General features: G+C 60.4%; 21 protein-coding genes. 7 read left to right on the plus strand and 14 right to left on the minus strand.

Annotation, left to right across the window (positions count from 1 at the left end):
- Positions 1-19: 19 nt before the first annotated feature.
- Positions 20-610, plus strand: coding sequence for a PadR family transcriptional regulator (locus BO1_RS29540; RefSeq protein WP_028220636.1), 591 nt, complete (start codon positions 20-22; stop codon positions 608-610).
- A gap of 213 nt (positions 611-823) precedes the next feature.
- Here BO1_RS29540 and BO1_RS29545 read toward each other — a convergent pair whose 3' ends face one another.
- The 4 genes from BO1_RS29545 to BO1_RS29560 form a co-directional block, all read right to left on the minus strand.
- A complete protein-coding gene (locus BO1_RS29545) occupies positions 824-1,621 on the minus strand; it encodes a transporter substrate-binding domain-containing protein (protein WP_028220637.1) in 798 nt (265 codons plus the stop codon).
- Between the two features lie 53 nt (positions 1,622-1,674).
- A complete protein-coding gene (locus tag BO1_RS29550) occupies positions 1,675-2,838 on the minus strand; it encodes an NAD(P)/FAD-dependent oxidoreductase (RefSeq protein WP_028220638.1) in 1,164 nt (387 codons plus the stop codon).
- A gap of 4 nt (positions 2,839-2,842) precedes the next feature.
- Complete coding sequence (locus BO1_RS29555) at positions 2,843-4,504, minus strand: FAD-dependent oxidoreductase (protein ID WP_028220639.1); 1,662 nt, start codon at positions 4,502-4,504, stop codon at positions 2,843-2,845.
- A 112-nt stretch (positions 4,505-4,616) separates the two neighbouring features.
- Positions 4,617-5,978 carry an NAD(P)/FAD-dependent oxidoreductase gene (locus tag BO1_RS29560; RefSeq protein WP_084688261.1) on the minus strand — a complete coding sequence of 454 codons (1,362 nt, stop codon included), beginning with the start codon at positions 5,976-5,978 and terminating at the stop codon, positions 4,617-4,619.
- 112 nt (positions 5,979-6,090) lie between these two features.
- Here BO1_RS29560 and BO1_RS56550 point away from each other — a divergent pair, with 112 nt between their 5' ends.
- Entirely contained in the window at positions 6,091-6,993 is a 903-nt protein-coding gene (locus BO1_RS56550; protein ID WP_052409642.1) for a LysR substrate-binding domain-containing protein, read from the plus strand.
- A gap of 253 nt (positions 6,994-7,246) precedes the next feature.
- Here BO1_RS56550 and BO1_RS29570 read toward each other — a convergent pair whose 3' ends face one another.
- From BO1_RS29570 to BO1_RS29605, 8 genes are all read right to left on the minus strand, one after another.
- Complete coding sequence (locus tag BO1_RS29570) at positions 7,247-8,494, minus strand: acyl-CoA dehydrogenase family protein (RefSeq protein WP_028220641.1); 1,248 nt, start codon at positions 8,492-8,494, stop codon at positions 7,247-7,249.
- A gap of 13 nt (positions 8,495-8,507) precedes the next feature.
- Entirely contained in the window at positions 8,508-9,548 is a 1,041-nt protein-coding gene (locus BO1_RS29575) for a phosphotransferase family protein (protein WP_028220642.1), read from the minus strand.
- 110 nt (positions 9,549-9,658) lie between these two features.
- On the minus strand, positions 9,659-10,102 hold the full coding sequence (locus BO1_RS29580; RefSeq protein WP_043287145.1) for a nuclear transport factor 2 family protein: 444 nt from the start codon (positions 10,100-10,102) through the stop codon (positions 9,659-9,661).
- A gap of 10 nt (positions 10,103-10,112) precedes the next feature.
- Entirely contained in the window at positions 10,113-11,039 is a 927-nt protein-coding gene (locus BO1_RS29585) for a BKACE family enzyme (protein WP_028220644.1), read from the minus strand.
- Between the two features lie 4 nt (positions 11,040-11,043).
- The gene (locus tag BO1_RS29590; RefSeq protein ID WP_174490615.1) at positions 11,044-12,060 is read right to left on the minus strand and encodes an NADP-dependent oxidoreductase; all 1,017 of its coding nucleotides are present in this window, start codon (positions 12,058-12,060) and stop codon (positions 11,044-11,046) included.
- A gap of 5 nt (positions 12,061-12,065) precedes the next feature.
- Entirely contained in the window at positions 12,066-13,070 is a 1,005-nt protein-coding gene (locus BO1_RS53285; protein ID WP_052409643.1) for a fumarylacetoacetate hydrolase family protein, read from the minus strand.
- Between the two features lie 57 nt (positions 13,071-13,127).
- Positions 13,128-14,204 (minus strand): VOC family protein, encoded by a 1,077-nt coding sequence (locus tag BO1_RS58055; RefSeq protein ID WP_084688263.1) that lies wholly within the window; start codon positions 14,202-14,204, stop codon positions 13,128-13,130.
- A 2-nt stretch (positions 14,205-14,206) separates the two neighbouring features.
- Entirely contained in the window at positions 14,207-15,814 is a 1,608-nt protein-coding gene (locus BO1_RS29605) for an FAD-dependent oxidoreductase (RefSeq protein ID WP_084688264.1), read from the minus strand.
- A 689-nt stretch (positions 15,815-16,503) separates the two neighbouring features.
- On the opposite strand from BO1_RS29605, the gene BO1_RS29610 reads away from it, so the two are divergent.
- The 4 genes from BO1_RS29610 (at position 16,504) to BO1_RS29625 (ending at position 20,849) form a co-directional block, all read left to right on the plus strand.
- A complete protein-coding gene (locus BO1_RS29610) occupies positions 16,504-17,718 on the plus strand; it encodes an MFS transporter (protein ID WP_028220647.1) in 1,215 nt (404 codons plus the stop codon).
- 188 nt (positions 17,719-17,906) lie between these two features.
- Positions 17,907-18,986: a porin gene (locus BO1_RS29615; protein ID WP_084688265.1), complete on the plus strand. Its 1,080-nt coding sequence runs from the start codon at positions 17,907-17,909 to the stop codon at positions 18,984-18,986.
- Between the two features lie 329 nt (positions 18,987-19,315).
- On the plus strand, positions 19,316-20,395 hold the full coding sequence (locus BO1_RS29620; RefSeq protein WP_028220649.1) for a porin: 1,080 nt from the start codon (positions 19,316-19,318) through the stop codon (positions 20,393-20,395).
- A 91-nt stretch (positions 20,396-20,486) separates the two neighbouring features.
- The gene (locus BO1_RS29625; protein ID WP_028220650.1) at positions 20,487-20,849 is read left to right on the plus strand and encodes a BON domain-containing protein; all 363 of its coding nucleotides are present in this window, start codon (positions 20,487-20,489) and stop codon (positions 20,847-20,849) included.
- A 153-nt stretch (positions 20,850-21,002) separates the two neighbouring features.
- Here the strand turns inward: BO1_RS29625 and BO1_RS53295 are convergent, their stop codons facing one another.
- Both BO1_RS53295 and BO1_RS56565 read right to left on the minus strand, forming a co-directional pair.
- Positions 21,003-21,863 (minus strand): pirin family protein, encoded by an 861-nt coding sequence (locus BO1_RS53295; protein WP_043287148.1) that lies wholly within the window; start codon positions 21,861-21,863, stop codon positions 21,003-21,005.
- 381 nt (positions 21,864-22,244) lie between these two features.
- Positions 22,245-22,934 carry a TetR/AcrR family transcriptional regulator gene (locus tag BO1_RS56565; protein ID WP_084688266.1) on the minus strand — a complete coding sequence of 230 codons (690 nt, stop codon included), beginning with the start codon at positions 22,932-22,934 and terminating at the stop codon, positions 22,245-22,247.
- Positions 22,935-23,500: 566 nt separating this feature from the next.
- Between BO1_RS56565 and BO1_RS29640 the strand changes: the two genes are divergently transcribed.
- Positions 23,501-24,226, plus strand: coding sequence for an SDR family NAD(P)-dependent oxidoreductase (locus BO1_RS29640; protein ID WP_028220651.1), 726 nt, complete (start codon positions 23,501-23,503; stop codon positions 24,224-24,226).
- Positions 24,227-24,229: the final 3 nt, after the last annotated feature.

Below are 24,229 nucleotides of genomic sequence, written 5' to 3' on the forward strand. Positions count from 1 at the left end.
GTATCGTCCGAAACAGATCATGTCAACGATCCAAAATACCACCCACGTAGAAGCACCCGTCCGGTTAAGCCCGATTTCGTATGTCGTTCTAGGGGTCATCGGTTTGCGGGGGCCGTCGACGCCGTATCAACTGAAGCAGGCGGTCGAGCACTCTGTCCGGTACTTCTGGCCGTTTCCACACTCACAGCTTTATGGTGAGCCGGAGCGGCTGGCCGGTGCGGGCTTGCTGGATCAGGAAGTGGAGGAAGGCGGGCGACGTCGCCGCGTTTATTCATTGACGTCGAGCGGCCAGCAGGTCCTGGAGAACTGGTTGAAAACGCCGCCGGGCGAAGTGTTCGAGATGCGGGATATGGCGGTGTTGCAGCTCTTTTTCAGTGAGTTCGCCAGTACCGTCGAGCTCGTAAAGCTGGCGGAAGACCAGGTGCGCCTTTACCAGGAGCGTCTGGCTGTGTACCAGGCCATTATCGAGTACAACGAAGGACGAGAATGGGCCGATCGCCGGATGGCGCCATTGGACCTGGGTGTGCGTATGGCAACTGCGTGTCTGGAATTCTGGTCCGACATCGCCGCGAATCCGCCGCCCGGGCGAGAGCCGTCACTTTCCAGGTGAAGCACGAGTAGACCGATCGAGCTGCCCGTTCACTCCCGGTGTGGACTACGATGCGGAACAGGGACCGAGGCGCGCCAGGGGGTGGCCTGTAGCCTTTGGTTCCTGAACTAGCGTTGTGGAATTGGTGTTGCCGCTGGAGACGAGTATGTCGCGCTGAAATCACCCGATGCCCGGCAATGGCGCCCACGAGCGGCCATCGCCGGCTACGCATGCTCAATGCGGCCAAAGATCAATCGCAAAGTACTTCTTCGATATTTGCGCGTACTGGCCCGAGGCATGCAACTGATCAAGCGCCTGGTCAATGCGCGCCTTGAGCGCCGTGTCCCCCTTGCGCAGACCTGCCGCTACACCGAGACCATATTTCAGCGGATCCATCTTGACGCTGCCCGCGCCTTTCTCTTCGAGCGTCGCGCCCTCCCTGGACTTCAGCAAGTCGATGTCGCCGACTTTATCCAGGAACGCCACATCAATATGTCCCGCTAGCAGATCGGCATCGCATTCGTCCTGCGTGTTGTAAATGCGGATCGTCGCGGTCTTGCCATACGCCGTCTGGACGAACTCGGCATCGGTGGTGGAACCCTCCACGCCGATCGACTTGCCCTTGAGCCCCTCCGGTGTCAGCGTCAACTTGACGTTCTTCGGCGCGACGAACACGCCGGTCGTCTCATAGTACGGACGCGAAAATGCAATCACCTTCTGGCGCTCCGGGCTGATGCCCATCGAGTTGAAGATGACGTCGAACTTGTTGTCGATGAGCGCGGGAATGATGCCGTCCCATGCCACTTCCTTGATTTCGCACTTCGTGTTCATCTCCGCGCAGATCGCCCGGATCAGATCCGGCTCGAAGCCGGTGAACTGACCCGTGGGCGTCTTCACGAGAAACGGCGGATACGGCTCGGCGGCGACGCCGAAGCGCACTGTGTCTTGCCCCGCGCTTGCGCTCGCCGCAAACGAGCACAAGGTCACGCCGATGGATGCCAGCAAGGCCAGATTGCGAAACGTTCGTTTCATGACAGATCCTCTTTGATCGAAACAGCGTGGCACAACGGGAAGGTCCTTTCCACTCAAGCGGGCAGCGGCAGCCAGCCCTGAATGCGCTGCCAGTCCGGTTCGAGCTTCGCGAAGCGGGAGAGGGCGAATGTCGAAAGATCGGCGAAACTGCACGCGCCATCGAGAACAAGATCGCGAATCGCATGACCGCTCGCCGGCGACAGCCCGAAGCCGACGCCCGACATGGTCGCGACGGTGACATTGTCGAGTGAAGCGGGGCTATCGATCACCGGTCGTCCGTCCGGCGTATTTTCGACGAACCCGGCCCAGCTACGGATCACGCGCTTGTGCGCGACCTTCGGGAAGAGCTCTGCGAGTCGCTTCGCGATATTGCATTGAAGCGGTGTCGAGAGCGGACGCGTGCTGCGCAAGTCGGCGAGCTCGACCCATTCGTGCGGGCCGCCGCCGTAGGCGAGGTTGCCGCGTAGCGTTTGCCGGCCATAGAGCCCGTTGCCATCGACGCCGCCCACTTCGATCAGCGGCAGCGGCTCGGTCACGATCATCTCGGCGCGCGCGGTCACGAGCGGAATCTCGACGCCGAGCTGCGCGGCAAGCTCGCCGGTGTACGGCCCTGCGGCAATCACCAGATGATCACAGTCGATGCGCGCTTGCGCGGTGCGTACGCCCGTCACGCGGCCGCCTTGCCGTTCGATCTGCAGGACGGGCGTGTGTTCGAGAATGCGTCCGCCGTGGCTTTGCAGCGCCCACGCATACGCCTGCAGTGTGCGATGCGGATTCGCGTGGCCGCCGAAATGGTAGTAGTAGCCGGCCAGCACGTTCTCACCCGCGAACGGCACGAGATCGCGGACTTGCTGAGGATCCAGCAAGTCTGCTCGCAGTCCGAAGTATTGGGCTTCGTCCACGATTTTCCGGTCGAGCGCGAGCTGCTGTTCGTCGAGATCGATGCTGATGCGGTCGCGCCGGAACTCGGTCGGATAGCCGAGCAGTTCGTCCATCATCGGCCAGAGACGCTGCTCTTCGAGGAAGAGCGGGCTGTGATGATGCGTGCATCCCCCGCCATTGCGTCCCGACGCGCCCCAGCCGATCAGTCCGGCTTCGAGGACGAGCACGTCGACGCCATCGCGGGCAAGCCACCAGGCCGCGCTCAATCCGGTCACGCCGCCGCCCACGATGACGACGGACGCCCGGTTAGACGATTTCGTTCCTGCTGCCTGCATGGTGTCAGCCCTCATGGTGGAGCGGTTGGACGGGATGGACGGCATCGTGCGGACGCCGCGCGACGGTCGGCTCGCCGGTGCACAGCCAGAACGGGGTCCACTGGGACGGCATGCCGAACCAGGCGTCCCATCGATTGCGCATTTCCGCGATCTCTTGGAGCTGTCCGATCTGCTGCAGCGGCAGCGGCCGAACCGGCGGACGGAACGACGCGAGCGGGATCTCACCGACGCTCGCGCCCGCGCCAATGCCGAGCAAGGTCGCCACCTGCTCGCGGCATCGGCGTCCCTGGCAGGGGCCCATGCACGCGCGCGTGAGCCGCTTCGTCACGTCGGGGTTGGGACCGGCGCTGCCGTGCGGCTGCGCCGTCATCACGCTCTGCAGCGACGCGTCTGCCGGGGTCCAGCCGAGATAACGCGGCGGCTGCTTGGAGAGGATCTCGGTCGCGGTCACTTCTTCGCACAGGCACACATAGGGATCGTTCTGTGCATGGACGACCGACGCACGCACCCACGCTGCGAGATGGCGCGCGAGGTCGGTTGCGGGCTCGTCGGGAACCGGCGCGGCGTCGGACGCGTCGATCTGGACACCGAGTGCCGCGAGCGCCGTGCGCGCCGCGATACGGCCTTCGCAACGCGCGATGTTTTCGTCGAGGCTTTTGGACGGCCAGACCCCGGCGCAATCGCCGGCCGCGAGCACACACGGGAGCGACGTGCGCTGTGCCGCGTCGATGACGGGCACGTGGCCACCGCGGCTCGCCTGAAACGACGTGCGGGACCCGGCGGACTCGACGAGTTCGATCGCGGGCACGGCGGCCACGCCGAGCAGCACCGTGTCGCATTCGATCTCGTGCATCGCGCCATCGACGGGGCGGCCCGCGCCATCGACGGGCGCGATCTTCACACGCTTGACGCCGAGCGCATCGCCGGCCGCCTCGCGCACGACATGGCCGGTCAGCACTTGCACGCCTTGCGCAACGAGACGTTCGAGCAGCGTGCGATCGCCGCGCACCTGGCCGGCTTGCTCGACGATCGCTTCGATCCGCACGCCGTGATCGATCAGCGCGAGCACAGCTGCAAGCGCATGCGTATCGCTGCCGACCAGCACGGCTTGCCTCGCGTCGAGTGCTTCGTAGGCGGTGGCGAGCCGATGCGCGGCGCTCACGCCCATGACGCCCGGCCGGTCCCAGCCATCGAACGCGAGGCCCATGTCGCGATGGCCGGCAGCGACGATCACCTGCTTGAAGCGCACCAGGTACGCGTTTTCTTCGTCGGCGAGGCCCGCGACGGCGCCATCGATCCAGGCTGTCGTGCGCTGTTGCGCAAAGAGTCCCCAGACGGCGGTGCCAAGCCGGACGTCGACGCCCGCTTCAAGCGCCTCGGCAATTTGGGGGCGCGCCTCGAGCAGTTTCTGCAGCACGCTGTTGCGGTTCGCGACGGCGGCGCCCATGCGTGAGCCGAAATGGAGCGGCACTTCTTCGCCCATCGTTTCGAGCGGCACCGGATTTTCGTCGACGAGCATCACGCGCACGCCGTGTCCTGCGGCGCACAGCGCGGCCGCAAGTCCGGCGGGTCCCGCGCCGACGATCAGCAGGTCAGTCTCGTCGCTGATCGGCGGCGCCTTGCCGGCCACCGACGCGGGGTCGTAGTAGAAGGTTTGCTGGGTCACCGTGTCTCCTCACTGGATGTATGCGCGTGATGGTTATGGCAAAAGGTGCGGGCAGGGCCATGCTGCACGGCTGGTCAGGCCGTGACGCAATGCACCGGCATGGAACCGAAGATCAGAACAGCGAAGAGGGCGGCTTGACGTCGCCTTCGGCGAAGCGCGACAGACGCAGCTGGCGCACGTGGAGGCCCGGATTGCCGGTGGTGATCCACTGCGCGAGCGTCTTGCCGACGATCGGGCCCATCGCGAAGCCGTGGCCGCAAAAGCCGGTCGCGACGGCGAGGCCGCTGATCGACGTTTGCGCATCGATGACGGGAATGCCATCGGGCAATACATCGATGCCGCCGGCCCACTTCTCGGCGATCTCCGTCTCGGCCTGCCCGGGAAACGCGGTCTTGAGTCCGCGCAGCGCCGTGCGCAGGCTCCGTTCGTTGGGGCGCAGTAGCGGATCGCGCGCATGAATGGCGGGCCCCAGGCGCGACGCTTCGGACCACGGCATGCGCCGGCCCAGATCGGTGAGGCACGCACCGTTCAGATTGAAGCGGAACGACTTGCGATGCGCCCACAGCGACGGCGCATACCAGTGGAGCGCGCGCAAATGGCCGAGCGTCATGTCGACGTCGACATGCGCATCGTCGGCGATGTTGAAGCTGCCGTCGATCCGCTGCCGGAAGCCGACACCGTTCGCGATCGTCGAGATGCCGCAGAGCGCGGGGCCGCGCGTGGTGCGCGCGACGGTGCCGCGCACAAGCTGCTGTGGCAGCGAGATGCCGAGCAGTCGCAGCAGCCGGAATGTCGTGGCGCCGGCCGCGCAGACGACCGCTTTCGCCTTCACATAGCCGCGTTCGGTATTGACGCCTTCAATCCGGCCCGCGGCGACGTCGATGGCCCGCGCGCCGCACTGCTCGACGATGTGCGCGCCGAGCTCGAGCGCGCGCATCGCGAATGCGCGGGCGACGAGCGTGGGCTCCGCCTGTCCGTCGCTCGCGGTGAAGAGGCCGCCGAGCTGCGGGACGGCATAGCCGGGCAGCTTCGCGGCGACTTCGCGCGGCGACAGCATCGTCGTATCGATGGAGAACTGGCGTGCAACGGGAAGCCACGACTCATAGCCATCGCGCTCGGCCTCGTTGCCCGCGACGAACAGACAACCGTCGTTGCGCCACCCGAGCCCGCTTTGAAGCTCTGCTTCGAGCCCGCGCCAGATCTCGATGCTCGCCTGCATCAACGGCACTTCGGCCTCGTCGCGCGACTGCTGGCGCACGAAACCCCACGCGCGCGACGATTGCTGGCCCGCGATGCGGCTCTTGTCGATCAGCAACACCCGCGCGCCCGCCTTGCTGAGGTAATACGCGGTGGTGCAGCCCATCAGGCCGCCGCCGATGATCGCTACGTCGACTTCACGCGGCAGCGGGTCGGGTCGCGTCGGCAGCGCCGTGGCGAATGGGGATTCTGGAGCGTTCAAGGGATCGACTCGCATTGTTGAAGAGGACGCGCCGCGCAACGTCGGCATGCCGTTCAGAATGAGCCTCGATCAATCGAAAGAAAAGTGATATATCTACATTTATCCGATGCAAGGAGCGCATAGAAAGATGAGCCGTCAACTGCCATCGATCGAACTGTTGCAGGCCTTCCTCACCGTTGCGAAGACCGAAAACTTCGGCAAGGCAGGTGAATCGCTGAACCTGAGCCAGAGCGCAGTGAGCCGCCAGGTCGCGCAACTGGAGTCGCGCATGGCATGCCGCCTGTTCGAGCGGCATACGCGCAAGATCGTGGTCACGCCTGAAGGCGCCGCGCTCGTGCCTGTCGCGGAGCAGGTCATCGGCCTCCTGTCCGACGCCTCGTCGATGCTAGGGCGTGTCGGGCGCAGCGTGAGTCTGCGCGCGCATCCGACCATGGCGGCGCGCTGGCTGATTCCGCGGCTCACGGCGTTCTATCAGCGTTATCCCGATGTGTCGGTGAGCGTCGATACGGTCTATCATCGCTTCCCCGACTTTGCGTTTGAATCGATCGATGCCATGTTCGCGTACGGCACGGCGACGTGGCCCGACTACGAGGCGATGCCGTTGTGGGAAGAAGAGCTGATTCCCGTGTGCGCGCCGCAACTGCTCGCGGGCACGGACAGTCAAGCCATGCTGAAGACCGCGCGGCTTGTCGATTCGAGCATGGACCGGCTCGACTGGCGCCGCTGGGACGATCTCTATCCGGACACGACGGGCGGCGACAACGGCCATCTGACGTTCGACACGCTGGAGTCCGCGATTGTCGCGACGAAATGTGGCCAAGGCGTCGCGCTCGTGGATGCCGTGCTCACGCGCGACGAGCTGCTCGAGCAGCAGTTGATCCGGGTGCACCCTGGCAGCATCAAAACGGGGGGACGTTATACGCTCGTCTACCCGAAGCGCGTGAAGCGTTCGAGCGGCTTCGCGGAGTTTCTCGAGTGGCTCGAGCTGGAAGTGGCCGAGGCCGGCTTTGCGCTCACGCGCGACGGCTGATGCGTCGAGGTCAATGGATAGTCTCTCAGCACTTTGCATAACCGGCCGGCTCGCACATGAACGTCGAGTATCAAGGTGCTTCCCTGTATCAAGCCGATGCCCGCCAGTCCGCATGCCACATAGGCATCCTGATCGTTCACCAGGACCGTGCTCTTCAGCGAAACTGAACGGACCTCGCCGGTAGAATTCGCGAACCGACTTGACTACGGACGCGATCTCCTGGATGACGAAGACGCCAGGCACGACACCGCCCTCACTGGGTGGTGAGCCAGGCTCTGGTGGAGCCGGGATTGGCCTTGGCTTTGGCCAGCTCGGCGCGCGCCACCGTACGCAGATGCACCTCGTCCGGACCGTCGAGGAAGCGCATGGCCCGGCCCCATGTCCAGAGAAATGACAATGGGGTATCGGGCGTGAGCCCCATTGCGCCGAACACCTGAATCGCGCGGTCCACGACACGGGTTTGCAACTGCGCAGCCACGAGCTTGATGCCGGACACGTCGACGTAGCCAGCCTGGTTGCCGCCTTGATCGAGAACCCATGCGGCTTTCAGAACCAGCAGCCGGGCCTGGTCGATCTCCAGCCGCGAATGAGCGATCCAGTCCTGAACATTGGCGAAGTCGCTGAGATGTTTGCTGAATGCACGCCGCTCGATAGCGCGGTCGCACATCAATTCCAATGCGAGTTCGCATTGACCGAGCGTGCGCATGCAATGATGCACGCGTCCGGGGCCAAGACGCGCTTGAGCCATTGCAAACCCATCACCTTCTTTCCCGAGCAGGTTGCTCACCGGGACGCGCACATTGCTGAATACGACCTCGCAATGGCCTTCGGGTGCAACGTGATGCATGATCGGAACGTTGCGTACCACTTCAACGCCGCTCGCGTTCAGCGGGACGATGACCATGGAATGGCGCTGATGCCTGGCGACTTGTGGGTCGTCGCTAGAGCTGCCAAGGACAATGGCGAACCTGCAATTCGGGTGAGACGCACCCGTGACGAACCACTTTCGGCCATTGATGACATAGTCATCGCCGTCGCGCCGGATCGTCGTTCTGATATTCGTTGCATCGGACGATGCCACGTCGGGCTCCGTCATCGCGAAGCTGGATCGGATTCGTCCATCGAGTAGCGGGGTGAGCCATTGCTCTGCTTGCTCGGGCGTCGCGAACAGGTGCAGGAGCTCCATGTTCCCCGTGTCCGGCGCATTGCAATTGAATACCTCCGGCGACCAGGGAATCCGTCCCATTATTTCGGCCAGCGGCGCATATTCGAGGTTGGTCAAACGTGTCCCTGGCTCGTCGTCGTGCAGCGCGGGTAGAAAAAGGTTCCACAAGCCGAGTTTTTTCGCTTCCGCCTTTAAGGGCTCAACGATGTCGAGCGGATATGTGCCACTGTCGGCGATGCGATTCCAGCTTGCGTTGGCGCGCAACACGTGATGCTCCATGAAGTCCTTGAGCTTCTCCTGGAGTGCCTGAACCTTCGGGGAATAGTGGAAATCCATGAACCTTTCCTGATTAGAGGACGCCGGGGATGCCGGCGTCGAGCGCTTCCAGACCCCGACGGGCCATCGCGAGGCCAAGCAGACCCACTTCGGATGCGTTATCCGCGATTGCGATACCGCTCCTGGCGCGCGCAGCGATACCTTCGAATATGACCGCCCAGCGCAGGAAGGCCAGCGCGAAGTGAAATGGCTCAAGGCGGGTCTGACGGCCCGCGGCGCTGTAGTACTGGTCGAGATATTCCGCTTCGCCTGGTATCCCGAGGGCGGAGAGGTCGAGCCCACGAATTCCGCCATACTCGCTCGGGAGTGTGCGCCACGTACAGGCGTTGAAAGCGGCGTCTGCGAGGGGGTGCCCAAGCGTCGACAGTTCCCAGTCCAGCACGGCGATGACTTTGGGCTCCACAGGGTGGAACATGAGATTGCCAAGCCGGAAGTCGCCGTGACAGATCGTGACCTCGTCGCCTTCTGGAATATTGTCCTGCAACCAGGACAGCAATCGGTCGATGTCCGGGTTCTCACGGGTTTTCGACATGGCCCACTGCTTCGACCATCGATTGATCTGCCGCTGGAAATAGTTCCCTGGCCGGCCATAGTCCGATAGACCGATGGAGGCCCAGTCAACCTTATGCAACTGTGCCATGGTATGCGCCATGGACAGGTAAATTGCCCGCCGCTCATCGGGCGGCATGCCGGGCAGTTGGCACTCCGGGAAGATTCGCCCCTCAAGCCGTTCCATCAGATAGAAGGGCGTACCGACGATGTCATTTTCAGCATGAAACAGCACCGTCCTGGGCACCGGGACATCGGTGGCAGCAAGCGCGTTGAGAATGCGGTACTCTCGATCCACAGCGTGTGCTGACGGGAGGACCTCTCCACCAGGCTTTTTTCTGAGCACCATCCGCCGATTCTCGAACGAGACGAAGAATGTGGGATTGGATTGCCCCCCTCCGACACGTTCTAGGGTCATCGTGCCTTTCAGTCCCGCGATTGCTTTACGAAGAAAGGCCTCGAGACGCGATATATCAAACTCAATAAAAGGTTCGGCGGATTGCATGCTCGTTTAGTTTAAAGCGTGAAGCGGTTACCCAATTTGAAAGCCGGCAGCGCGCCAAACGCGCACGCCGGATACTGTCGCCGAGTGGCGATATCGCGTGCTACGCGGCATTACCACACCCGGCTCGTGCCCCAGAGAAAGCGATCTGAGTCGTGCCCTGCGTAGTCCGGGTCGAGATAGATGTGCATTCGCTTGATCCGCCCGTCGCTCGCGAATTCATAGACACTGCAGAACCGGCCTCCGGGGGTTTCGCCACCCTGCCATCGTGTCCCATCGGCATATTCGCCTTGGGTTGTGCCTTCAACCACGACGTAGTCGGTACCTTCGAAAAATTTCAACGCGCCGATGTCGTGCGAGATCGACTTCAGTGAGCCAAGAAGCCCGGTCGCGAATTCCGCAAATTCGGCCTTTCCTCGGCCAACACCAAACTTCGGAAAATAGAACTGAAAATCATCTGTGAACAGATCGAAGAGCTCTGGTCGGCCAGCATCACCAAGAATAAAGTATTCCTTAATAGTGGTGATGTGTTTGGAATCTTGACGGGAATTCGACATGTTGACTACCTCAGAATTTGACGTTGTCAGAGCCTTTCAGGGCCAGAATTTCACGTGCTTCGTCCGGCGTGGCAATCTCGAGCGAGAGTGGCTCAAGAATCGAGCGGATCAGTCGAACTTGCTCCGCGTTCGAGGTCGCGAGCTTGCCTTTACCTGCGTAGAGTGAGTCCTCCAACCCCACGCGCACGCTCGAGCCGTTGATCGCGCCCATCGTGATGAACGGCATCTGATGCTTGCCACTGGCCATGACGGACCAGCGGTAATCATCGCCGAAGAGCTTGTCAGCAAGGCGCCTGGCGTGGAGCAGGTTCTCGGTATCGGCACCTTGACCGCCGAGGATGCCAAAGATCGACTGAACGAACAGGGGAGGGGTCACCAGCTTGCGATCGAGGAAGTGCGCGAGTGTGTACAGGTGACTGATGTCATAGCATTCAAACTCGAACTTGGTTCCATGACCCTTCCCGAGCCGCTCAACGATGTTCTCGATGTCGCTGAACGTGTTACGGAAGATCCAGTCGCGGGATGCTTCGAGGTAAGGGCGTTCCCAGTCGTACTTGAACTCTTGATAGCGAGCCAGCATCGGGTACATGCCGAAATTCATCGATCCCATATTGAGGGAGCAAAGTTCCGGTGACGCGAGTTCTGCCGGTGCGATTCGATCTTCCAGGGACATTCCCTGGCCGCCGCCGGTCGTGATGTTCACGACTGCGTTGGTGCCTTCCTTGATGCGCGGAAGAAAGCGCATGAAGACGTCCGGATCCGGCGTGGGTTTTCCATTCAGCGGATCGCGGGCATGCAGGTGCAATATGGAAGCTCCGGCTTCGGCTGCCTCGATGGCCTGCGCTGCGATTTCCTCGGGCGTAACAGGCAGATGCGGGCTCATGGTTGGCGTGTGAACGGCCCCCGTTATTGCGCAACTAATGATGACTTTCGACATGGTCTTATCCTCTTGATGCAGGAAGGCGAATCAGCAACTTCCCTTGGTTCTCGCCCGTATAGAGGCGGGAGATCGCACTGGGCGCCTGCTCGATCCCCTCCAGGATTTCCTCGCGATAGCGCAGTCGGCCCTCCTTGATCCAGCGTCCTAGCCGGGCAACGGCCTCTGGATACCGATCGACGTAGTCGAGCGCAATGAAGCCCCGAACCGTCGCACGCTTGACGAGTAGATGCCTTTCGTAGCGAGGCCCCGTGGGCCACGGATCCCAGCTTGAGATGGACGCGGTGCCGCATATCGCGATGCGCGCGCCTGCCGAAATATGGCGGATCACGGCATCACTGATGGGGCCGGCGGTATTGTCGAAATACACGTCCACACCGTCCGGGCATGCGCGAGCAATGGCGGATGCGAGATCCGGTTCATGCTTGTAATCCAGCACGTCGTCGTAGCCGAACTCATCGATACACAGCTTGCACTTTTCGGGCCCCCCGGCGATACCGATGACGCGGCAGCCGAGATTTCTGGCCATCTGTCCAACGCATGAACCGACCGCGCCTGCGGCGGTCGATACCACCACGGTTTCCCCAGCTTTGGGGGCGCATGCGTCCATCAAGCCGAAATAGGCCGCTATTCCGTTGAGTCCGAGCACACCGAGAGAAAGCGAGATCGGGAAGTCATGTTCGTCTATCCTCAGGAGAACGGATTGCGGGTCGACGCACGCGTATTCTTGCCAGCCGAACAGGCCCATTACCCTTTCACCAGGCACGAAGGACTCGTTGCGGGACTCGACGATCTCGCCAACGGCAAATGCGCGCATGACATCGCCGACCTCGATTCGAGCGCCGTAGCTCTGGGCATCGGACAGCCAGCCGCGCATCGCCGGATCGACGGACAGGTAGTGATTACGTACCAGGATCTGTCCATCGTCGAGTGCGCGCAGCGGCGCTGAATCCAGCTCGAAGTGCTCGGCCAGAGGGATACCTTGCGGTCGTCCCTTCAGGATCACACGGCGGTTCATCATACTGATCACGCTTTGTGTGGGGAGTCTTCGGCGATCGTGCTGTGCTGCCCTCCCAATTCGAGGCCACGATTCAGGTCGCGCATCGTCAAAGTGAGGGTGTCCCCGGGCTGCAGAAAATCGGCGAGCGTCTTCATTTCGACGATCATCTCTTCTCGACGGCGTTGGTCATCAAGCAGATACGTCTTCAGTGATTCGACCAGTTTCGGGGTGCCCTGGGCGATGACGCCGCCAGGTGTACCGGTCAAAATCAGGTCGCCCGGCTCGAGGTCCATGATGCCCGCGAGTTGAGTCAGCGTCTCGGCGGGCTTGTAGATCAGTTGTGAGCTGACCGCACGCTGCCGCTCAACGTCGCGATAAACCAGCGAGATCTCCAGGTTCAGGAGGGCAGTGGCGACTTCGTCTCGCTCGAGGAGATACAGCACCGGACCTGCGGGACAGAAGGTGCGATAACTCTTTCCCTGGTACCACTGCAAGAACGAGGCGCCAAACATGGTGTCGCGTGCCGACACGTCGTTGCAGAGCACCACGCCGGCGACATATTCACCGAGGTTCGTTTCGTCCACGACGGTCCCTGCAGTCAATCGCGAGCGTAAAACAACGCCGATCTCCACTTCGTAGTCGAGAAGCTCGACGCCCTTAGGGCGGACGATTGCGTCATACGGCCCGGATAGCGTAGTGCTTGCCTTCGCGAACAGCAGGTTCTGTTGACGGTTGTGGTGGCCGGCTTCTGCGGCGTGCGATCCGTAATTCAGACCTTGGCAAATGATTGTTGCGTCGCTTGTCACAGGGCTTTGCAGTTGGCGAGCCGTGACTTTTACTACGTCGCCGCTGTCGAAGCGCTCCGGATTTTGATCGTATGCCGCAATGACCATATCGGTCGTGGAATTCTCCGCCACGGGGAGGTCGATGACGTCGATGACATCATCGGCGGCTTTCGGCGCAGCAGACACGAGTTTGGCCCAGCGTGATGCGCCGCTGTCATCGCGATATCGAAGGATCAGAATAGCCATTTCAAGCTTCCTTTTCGCTCACCTTGTTTTGTTGAGCGAGTCAATGATGGATGGGAGTTATCGCAGCCACGGGCGGGGTGGCTCTTGCAGCGCTTCTATGAACGCCTTGACCTTGGGGTGGACACCCTCGGGAATGTCGTCGTCCGGCCGCATCGAGTCAGGTATGTCATCGCCCCACGACCACAAGCCACCTCTGTTGAGCGGGTGATAGCCGGTGGGAAATTGATCCGTCATCACGTCGCCATCGGCGTAGTGCTCCCACTCGTCCCCCACCGAGTCCTGCCAGTAGTCAAAGACCTGGCTGCCGAGCTTATGCCTGCCGATACCCCAATGCGGCGTCCACCCTTGAGCGCGCAGGTACTGATGTCCTTGACCAACCGCTTCGATATCCAGAGTTTCCGTGGAAATATGCAGCAGCGCGGGCTCCGGTCCCTCGAGAATCGCCAGACTGTGGTGGTCGCTGGGTTCTGCGCCGCGATCGAATCGAAAAAATCCGAGCATGGGGCTTCCGTCGGGAAGGGAATTGATATCCGACGGGATGAAACCGAAGCGCCGCATGTACCATTGAGCGGTCACGTCGAAGCTCGTTGTCTGGAGGACGACATGGCCGATGCGGAAAACCGGGGCAGGCTGCACAGGAGTGCGGACAGGGGCATTGACGCGCTGCTTTTCCATGGGGGTATTGACTGCCAGCAGGGCGGCGCGCGTCTCCATTGGCGCCACGGTGGAGAATCCGTGAATGAAGTCGACGCGCCGTCCGTCCGGGTCGGTCAAGCGAACGCGCATACCACCGCCGGGACCGACACACGCCTCGATCGGGACACCTTCGGCGTCGGCGAGCGTCCTGAGATCTTCAGCGCTGTCGGCCGCAAGCGCGAAGCCAACGAACGCATCGCGTTCAGAGGGGACCAGCTCGACGCAATACGGAAACGTTCCGTGACCGCGGAAATGGCGTGGTTGCCCGAGCGTGGCTTCGCAGGGGTGAAAACCAAAGTCGATGAGGAACTGCGCCATCTTTTCCACGTCGCTGCGTTCCAGGACGACATGAGCGACGGATCTGGCACGGACGATCGGCTCTGGACGTTCGATCGGACGAATGGGCATTTGTTCGTGTGAATGGTCACCGGTTTGCATGGTCACGCTCCTCGAACTCGATCGATGACCGCGTACGCGTCCGATGGCATGGCGTCGCCACGCCACGCGACGTGCTGGTCAGGACGCACCAGGACAAAGTCGCGTTCATAGATGGCCCGCGCGTGCTCGTCGCGAATCTCCACTACAGTGAGCGGCACGCCACGTTCGCGCGCGGCTTCGATCATGGGTTCAGCACTTGCATCACTGAAGCGAAGCAGCGTGAACCACTGGCCGAAGAGGTCGAACATTGCGCGACCGTCATTCAGGAAAACGTGCGGAGCGCGCACGCCCGGCCACGTGCTCGGGATATATCGCAGGCTGTCCCATTCCGGCTCGTTGCCCTCGGCGCAGATAATGGGCGACTCGCGATACCGGAAACCGAGCTCGATGCCAAGCGATTCGTTTTCCGCGTTACCGAGCTCCTTGATGAGCTGGCCATAGGCCTCACGCGCCGCGGCGCCTTCGGCGTTATCCTCATGCATCTTCGGGTCATAGGCTTTTGCAAGGCGGAAGCGGACACCCATGTGTGAGCGGGACCCTTCGAGATTGCGGGCGCCGACGGCACGGCGTTCCGCCTCGATGCTCTCCAGCAGCTTCGGGCCACCCCAGCCCTGGAGCACTGCCGCAAACTTCCAGCCGACATCAACAGCATCGCAAATGCCGGTGTTCATCCCGTAGCCGCCAGTCGGAATGTATTGATGGACGGCATCGCCGGCCAGCCAAACCCGATCTCGTCCGTAACCCGTCGCAAGCACCAGGTGTGGAGACCACGGGTTAGCCTGCAGCACTTCCAGCGGGAACGCCGTGCCAATCGACTGATGCACGAGCTGGACGGGATCGATGGTCTTCGGATCTACGCCTTCCGGGAGGAGGCAATGTATCGTGAAGATGTCTTTGTCATCCTGGGCGATGAGCGTGCTGCCCAGAGGAGACTGGTAGTGCCACGCGATGCCGAAGCGTTGCAGAAGGTCTTTTGCCGGCGACCGGAAATGGACCATATAGAATTGCGCGATGTTGAAGTTTCCTTCCCAGGAAAAGCCCAGCGATTCGCGCACAACGCTGCTGCCACCATCGCATCCTGCGAGCAGGGTGCAGCGTACTTCTTCCGTCTTCCCAGTTGCGGTCTCACGCACCGTTGCCGTCACGCCGTCCGCATCTTGAACGAAGCTCTGCAATGCCCAGCCAAAGCGAAGCTCGACCAGCGGGGATTCCTTCAGCACTTCACAAAGGGTAGGTTCGAGAACGACCTGGCTGAGCCGCATGTTCGGCTCCAGCGGTTGTGAGCCGTCATTGTTGTTCCGGATGCGCTCACGCCAGGCATGAACGTCCGGGTAATGGAAACGAGCCAATTCCCACTCGTTAAGTCGGGTCACCCACGAAACGTCCATGCAATTCTCGGGCGGTACGGCTACACCGCGAATCCGGTCGGCGACGCCAAGGCGGCGGAAGTGCTCCATGCTGCGACCGTTCGTGACATCCATCTTCGGGTGTCGCGTCGTTCCTGGGTTTCGTTCCACCACTAGCGTTTTGATGCCACGGGACTGAAGCTCCAGAGCCGTAGCGAGCCCAACCGGGCCTCCACCCACCACAAGTACAGGTACGTCGACCACGATCTATCTCCTTCCATGTTCTGCCCCTAGCGGGCGCCTTGTTGGGTACCGCATCCGATGGCTTCACATTAGCATGTCTTTTTTAAAAATTCTACGATCGTGGAGATTTTGTGATTGAACTGAGGGTATGCCTGCCTTCGCCAAATGTGGTTGTCGGGAGCGATCGAGTCAGGGATCGAAGTGCCGTTTGCGTCTGCGGCCCCTTGCTGCCAAACGGGGAAGGCGATCTTGTGCAGAGCGGCATCGGGAGTTCGCAGCGCCCGTGGCGACCGGACAACCCCCCGGATTTGATAGCCAGGGATATTCCCTGGTGCCGGCGTCTACGGCTGCATGGGAGGCAACAGGAGCACTGACCGCATGGGCGTGGTGGCAGGCCGTCGGGTGGTGGTGACAGTCTCGGAGACCTTGGCGTCGGCCGTGTCAGCACTCGACCATCAGTTCGACTGTGGCCCGCAGGTTCGAGAACTTTAGGTTTCCTGCAAATTCCGGCTTAGGGACGTCCCCAATAAACTCCACGATCGATCAAATTTATATTGATTCCCACGGAGGAGCTGTGCCAAGATTGTTTCAAAGCAGTTGCGACCAGAACGACAGAAAAGACGAACCTGGAAGACTCGATCGATCCGGCCAGAGCGTACCGATGCGCGAGCCGTCCTTATGCCCCTAACTGATGAAGTCAATTTCTCACAATGACAAACACCAATCAGATCGCAGTTCCCGAACAGTCCGCGCAGAGCAGTGGCGGGAACGACGTGGGTGGCCATGATCGCCCGACATCACTGGCCGCGATGATTTCGATGACCAATCTCGGCGCTATGACGATGCTGTTGACGCCCGCATTGGTAGCCGGTTACATCAGTAGCGGGTCGATTGACCAGGCGCAGGCGTCGAGTTTGACCGCTACCGAGCTGACCGGCATGAGTGCCGCAGTGATCCTGACGTCGATTTTGATTTCGCGCATCGACCGCAGGCGCTTTTTGGCGTTTGGCCTGATGATCGCTGCACTGGGTCACCTTTCAAGCGCGCTAGTGCCTACCTATCATCTTCTGATCGCGAGCCGTGCTGTCGCCGGTTTCGGGATCGGTATCACCTATGCAATCGCGGTCGCAGCCGTGTCCAGAACACGCACGCCGGATCGAAACTTTGGTCTGGCAATTACCACAAACCAGCTCACAGTGACGCTGATCCTGTGGATCTTGTCCTGGCTCTCCGTGAGTAAAGGATATAGCGGCACCATGTATGTGCTGCTCGCGGTCACACTGCTTACCGCATGCACAATAGGCTGGTTTCCGCGAGAGGCTTCGCAGTCGAATTCGCCCGGCATCACTTCACGCGCAAAGCGCTCGACTTCCGGGGTCGCCGGGATGCTTGGCTTGATCGGCATGTTTCTGTTTCTGATCGGCATTGGCGGGGTTTGGCCGTTCGTCGCGGAGATCGCGCTCGCTCATGGGATCCCCTCGGACGCAGTTGCGTACGCCCTCACGATGGCCGGATTCGGCGGCATTGTTGGTGGGCTACTGGTATCGCTGATCGGACTTCGGTTCGGGCGCACTTTGCCGATCATTCTGGGAACACTGGCAATGGCTACGACGATGCTCGCGCTGCGTGTCGTTTCTGACCGGGTGGATCTGGCTATCTGCGCTTCCCTGATCATGATGTTCTGGATCTTTAGCATTCCATATTATTTGGGCGTCCTTTCGAGCGCGGATTCCGAGGGGAGATTTGCGATGCTGAGCAGCGCGGCGATGCCATTCGGACTGGCTGCCGGGCAAGCGATCGCGAGTGGGCTGGACGCGGACAAAAACTTTTCGATGCAGGTTCTGGTGTCGTCGCTGGTCCTGTTGGTGGCGCTTGGCATGGCGCTAGCGAGCGCTCGAATGACCGGGAAAATTGCGGCTCAGTGAGGCGGAGCACTTTGGGGCGGCAACTCGAGATCGTCCGATGTTCCGCATTCTTCGCGTGACATCACGAATCTCGAGGCGGCTGCTGCGTTGTTGAAGACCGATTTTTATTCGTCACTTATCTGGCTGGATTGCTGAGTTTTACATTCAATTGGCCAGAGACATAAGTGAGTCAACTGAATCAGGTTGTCATGAACTTCTTCAGAAGATATTTTCGCGTCGCAATTTGCGTATTACTCGGAGGATTTGAGCCAACAGCCCATGCTCAAAGCAGTGTGACGTTGTACGGTGTCGTGGACGCCGGCATCCTGTATACGAGCAAGACGCTGGATCTGACCACCGGTCAAAATGCAGGCCACCAGTTCTCGCTGATTAGTGGCGGTATGACGCCATCGTTGTTCGGCTTCAAAGGATCCGAAGATCTCGGTGGCGGTACGAGAGCGATCTTTACCCTCGAAAGCGGTATCAATTTGGCCAACGGGGGTTTTAGTGATTCCAATGGCAATTTCTTTGGTCGTCAGGCTTTCGTTGGTATTCAGAGCGACTACGGAACAGTCAGGGCTGGGCTGCAGTTTTCACCGTTCTTGCTCTCGCTGGTCTCCTCGGAAGTGCGAGGCTCATCTTACTTCGGAAGCGTCGTCCCAATTTATGTCGACAACGTGTTCGTCACGGGGGGTTACAACTCGAATGCGATTTCATACGAGAGCCCAACCGTCGCAGGCTTCCAGGGCAACGCGATGCTCGCGTTGGGCGGGATCGCTGGAGATTTTCAGGCAGGACGTCAATATTCGTTTAGCCTGAATTATACGGATGGGCCGGTCATGGTCACCGCCGCAATGTATAGCGGTAACGGGGGAGGCACGGCTGCGACGACCCCTGTGCCCAGCACCGTGCCCTTCTTCGGCCGTACGATCGGCGCCAGCTACAGCTTCGAGAAATTGACCTTGAGAGCCGTGTTCGTTAACTATAGGGTTTCGGGGTCGTTCGACAGTCGCGTCTATGGGGGTGGATTCAACTATCGGATCACACCTGCAACGTACGTCGACGCCGGTGTCTGGTACACGAGCGATGGCAACGACACACGCAATCATTCGATCCTGGCGGCAACTGGCCTGACGTATAACCTCTCGCTCGCGACGTCGCTCTACGCCCAGTTTGCATTCGTCAACAACCACGGAAAGATGGACACCGGCGTGTCGGGAAACGGTGCGACTTTTGGGGCGCCCGGAGCAACTTTTGGCGCCACAGTCGGAATGCGGCACTTGTTCTGAGCGCTCCGTCGCCAGCGTAGTGTGGAGGCCGTATGCAATGCGATGGGGGCCGCGCACGCCGCGAAGTCTCCGATCCGCCGAGAGCCGGATTGCGCCCCGGGGCTCGTAGGCGGGACTAGCGCCGCATCCTGAAATGGCGCCTGGCTCAAACCACAAAGTTGACATCAAGGCGACGCGCGCACAGTTTTTAGACTCGTCAGGCGCCTTTGATTCCATGTGGCAAAAATATAGCAGTGCTAATGCATTGAATTGAATATTCAAAAACATAACACATAGTGGAATAAACATAAGAGAAATAGGGATTGAAACGATGGTTAAGGAGATAGTCTATGAGAAAGCGCAGAGGTTCTGGTTTGAGAGTGATGGCCTGCGCAGCGAGCCTGCTGGCCACGGGTGTTGCACAAGCTCAAAGCAGTGTAACGCTGTACGGGGTCGTCGATAGCGGACTGCTTTATACGAGCAAGGCAGTTGGCACAACTCCGGGTCAAAACGCGGGAAAGCAGATATCGCTGATCGAAGGAGGCGTCAGCCCATCGGTGTTTGGCCTGACTGGAGCGGAAGACCTGGGGGGTGGACTCAAAGTTTCATTCAAGCTCGAGAGCGGGATCAGCGTTGCCAACGGCGGCCTGGCTGACTGCAACGGCAACCTGTTTGGCTGCCAGGCATGGATGGCGCTCGACAGTGCGTACGGCACGATCAAGGCGGGTCTGCAATATTCCCCGCTCTTTATTGCACTGTACGAGTCGGACCCGCGCGACTTTTCCCTGTTCGGAAGCGGTTTGGTGAACATGGGTGATAACGTGCTCGGGACAGGTATTGAGAACTCAAACGCGCTGTCGTACACCAGCCCGACGATCGCGGGCCTGCAGGCTAGCGTGATGTACGCGCTTGGCGGTACGCCAGGAGATTTCCAGGCCGGACGGCAGTATTCGGCGAGCGTCAAATACGAGTTGGGCGGTTTCATGATCAACGCCGCCATCTACGATGGCAACTCGGGTGGCAATGCGCAAACCCCGGTGCCGACTACGGTGGAGTACGAAGGGCGCACGATTGGCACCGCGTACAAGATTGGCGCCTTGACTGCGAAACTGTCTTTCGTCAACTACAAGGTGGCTGGGTCGTTCAATAACAACGTGTATGGTGGCGGTCTCGACTATCACGTGACACCTGCGCTCGATTTGAATGGGGGTGTTTGGGTCACAAGCGATCGAAACCACACCGCCAATCATTCGGTGATGGGGGCGCTGGGCGCCGATTATTCCCTGTCCAAGCGCACCATGCTCTACGCACAGGCCGGCGCGGTCAACAACCATGGGGCCATGAACACGGGCATCTCGATCAATGGGGCACTGTACGGGACGACAGGCACGACGGTAGGTGCGGTGCTCGGCATGCGTCACACCTTCTAGTGACCGGCCCGGCAGTTCTGATTCCAGTGCGAAGGCATCGTGACCGGCGAAACCGGGATGTGCCGGCCGCCGATCGACAAGGAGAATTTGAATGAGAGGAAGTCAATTCCTGCGGTACGCGGCCGTAGGGCTGGTTGCGCTCATTGGGGCGAGTGCCTGCGCACAGAGCGCCCAGGACGGCAGTCAAGCGCCGGCATCCGTGACTTCGGAGCCCACGGCAAAGGCGATTCGGGCAGCGGACCGCAAGCTCAGGAAAGCGGTATTGCGCAGTCTCACGAGGACGAAAGGTCTGAACGCAGATCGTATCGTAGTGGTGGCCAAAGGGGGGCTGATATGGCTCGAGGGATATGTCAACGACACCGGGCAGATCCAGCTGGCGACCTCGGCGGCAAGCGGTGTGACCGGCGTTAGCACGGTAAACAACAGATTGATCGTCCGGGCGGAAGGCCTGTAGCGCTGCGCAATCTGCCATGCACTGGCCGGGTCCCTCGGCCTGCGGCCAGTGCGTCACTGGAACGTCGTATCCACCGAAATGCGAAAGCAATGGTCGATATGCGGGCGTGTGTGAGGGGTTTGTGTGCGCCTGCGCGAGTCTCAACACCGGCACTCATGCGCGCGGAGTCAGTTCCAGTTGAGCGCCAATCTTTCTGATCCCTGCCTCTCCTCGCGCCAATGCCTCCGCGCTGGTGTGCACCGAGTAATAGCCGAGCCACAGGTCGTGCGGGTGCTTGACAGCCGAACCCAGTATGAATTCGGTGTCCCCTTGCGCTTCGAATTCCAGAGCACCATCCGACTCCTGGAAAATAGCCAGCTCCTGGTGCAGGCTGGTGCCGGAGACATTCAGCGTGCCGCTATGAGCGAACACCCAGCCAACGGTGTGCCCGGACGGCGTGTCATACGTCCAGCGCTCTCCCGAGCGCAAGGTGACGCGCAGATAATTCATGCCGTCTGGAGACAGTAGGGTGCTCCTCACCCCAGCGTACTCTCCCAAAACGATATACGCGGGTCCGCAGGTTGAAACATGCTCGCCAGAGAGGTACTGGCTTGTCGCCGGAGCGTTTTCGATTTCAGGCGGCAGAGCGACCCAGAGCTGGTATCCCACAACATTTTCAGAGCCAACTGGATGGGCGTCGTGCCATACTCCGCCGCCGGCGTTCATCCACTCTACGCTTCCGGAATCCAGAAGCCCGGACTTGCCGGTTGTATCGGAGTACTCGACGCTGCCGCCCAACATGATGGTGACAGTGGCGATACCGGAGTGAGGATGAATCTTGAATCCATTTCCGAGGGATGCCGGGATATCGAAGCGATCGAGAAAGACAAATGGCTTCAAAATTTGCCCAAGATCCGATGGGCTGACAATTCGCGTCACTGGGCCATGCAACTTGCCCCCGTGCCGGAATACAACAGGGCGCGATTCGCTGCTATCGCGATGCTTGCTGAACTGCTGCGGACTGGAGGTGCTCATATTTTCTTCCTGCGGGGAACCCCGCTGGACCGACCCCGATGAAGCTGCATCTCCATGCATCTATCACAAAGGCCGCCCAGAAGCGGGTGGTCGGAATGGTGCGACACGCCTGCCAGTATTTAGCCATCTCAACGACGCAATGAGTAGTTGAGAAAACTTAACGGATCGTTCCTGGCATGAAACAATGAGCCAACGTTCTCGAGCAGCGAGTACGGTGCCCAAAATGTTGCGGCGCTCGCGCAATGGAGCGCTGCCGAATGGCGAGCTTCGAGCCGTGCGGGGTTCGCTTGAACGGATCTCGCGTCGTTGTCCGACGCATGCAGCGCCGGATTCCGGGGCGGGGCCCCAATTGGGAAGACCTGCGATTTTCTCCGGGCGCCGTTATAAAAACACAGCTTTCTCGATCAACTTCCAATACTGATTCACTGCCTTCGAATCATCGAGTGAAAAACCAATTGAGGCACTCATTTCGCCCTTCAGTGACGAAAGCACAGTTGTCATCCCGATGAGCATGTAATACAGGAGATCGGGATCCGCTTTCAGGATGGCGCCCTTGGCCTGCGCGGCGCGGATCTGCGGCAAAAGCCGTTCTCGTGTCCTTAAGAGCACGTTCTCGACCAACCATGCGAGCCTGGGACTATCTCCCTGGTTTTCCCGCAACATGAAGTGGTGGAACGCAGTGTGCTCGATCGTGAACCTGAGGAAGGTCCGGAATTCCTCGCGGACACGCTCGGCGGCCGGCATCTCGGAGTCAGGCGGAATAGCCTCGTTCCATTTGGCTTCGATTTGTGCGAACGCATCCTCGGCCACCGCGTGCCAAAGGGTATCCTTGTTACGAAAATGGTACGTGATGAGCGTATATTCGAGCCCCGCCCGCTCGCCGATACGTCGCATGCTGGCGCCGTCGAAACCGCGTTCCGCAAATTCGTTCAGCGCGGCGTCCATGATCGCACGGCGGGTTTCGATGGCGCGCGCTTGCTCCCGCCGGCCATCATCATGGCGACGTCCAAGCGTCAGTGACGACGGGGCTGCCTTCGTTGTTGTTCCTGCTGTCTTTCGCTTGCCACTCATACGATTCCACAAGGGTCATACCTTAAAGGGGCAGGATACACGTCGCCCGTCCGGGTATGCAAGCATCTCGTCTGCCGGCTGCAAGCTGCGGGGATCAGCCGCCGGACGACCCGATTGCTGAGGTCTGTGCAACGGTCAGTCGATCTCTCGGTGCTTACCCTGATTCGCACGCTCTCAGGGAGTCTATTAAACCGCTGTGGAAAAGCCCTGGCGCGGCGCCATTAAGCGAGTCGATCTTTAGCGTCGCCGGCTCGGTCATGCCGCGCATCGCCAGGTTGACAGCGACCTCGGGCGGCTTGTCACCTTCAAACGGGATCGCGCCATCGAGTTCGGTTGCCTGCGCGGATAACTACGGATAACTAATGAATATTCCTTGATATTGCAGCTTCGCGGTGACGACGGGCATGGACAAGGGCAGGCGCGACACGAACAAAAAAACATCCGGATCATGACCCATAAAAATTCTACGATCGAGGAGATTTATGTTGCTTCGGCCGTGCAGGCTGTGTCAAGATAAGTCCATAGAAATAGATCAATGTCAGGACGACAACCAGGAGGAGCACAAGATGGACTTGGAAGCCAAAGTAGCCGTCATCACCGGTGCCGCCAGCGGGCAAGGCGCTGCAGAAGCGGCGCTATTCGCTCGGCAGGGGGCGAAAGTCGTGGTCACGGACATCCATGACAGTGGCGCAGACGTTGCAGCACAACTGGGCAGTAACGGCCATTTTGTCCGGCATGACGTGGCAGAACAGGCGGACTGGGACGAAGTGATGCGCCAGACGCTCGACCGTTTCGGCCGGATCGATGTCCTCGTCAACAATGCCGGCGTCTATAAGCCCGCCAGCCTGCGGGAAACCGACAGGGCGCTATGGGACCTTCACTATCGAATCAACCAGCTCGGCGTCTTTCTGGGGATGCGCGCGGCAGCCGATGCAATGGCGAAGAGCGGTGGGGGATCGATAGTCAACGTTTCTTCCAACGCCGGCCTGAACAATGTTGCCGGCATCTTCGCCTATGCAAGCAGCAAGTGGGCTGTACGTGGGATGACAAAGCTCGCGGCGTCGGAATTGGCTTCGCTTGGCATCCGCGTGAATTCGATTCACCCGGGCATTATCGACACACCCATGCTTGGGCAAAACAGTCCCGAGCGGCTGAAGTTTTATGAAGAGATGATTCCGATGCGGCGGCTTGGGACACCGGACGAGGTTGCCCGGCTGGTCCTTTTCCTCGCATCAGATGCGGCCTCGTACATTACCGGTGCAGAAATCACGGTCGACGGCGGCATCGGCTGAATG

This window comes from Paraburkholderia oxyphila NBRC 105797 (genome assembly GCF_000685075.1).
Taxonomy (GTDB): Bacteria; Pseudomonadota; Gammaproteobacteria; order Burkholderiales; family Burkholderiaceae; genus Paraburkholderia; species Paraburkholderia oxyphila.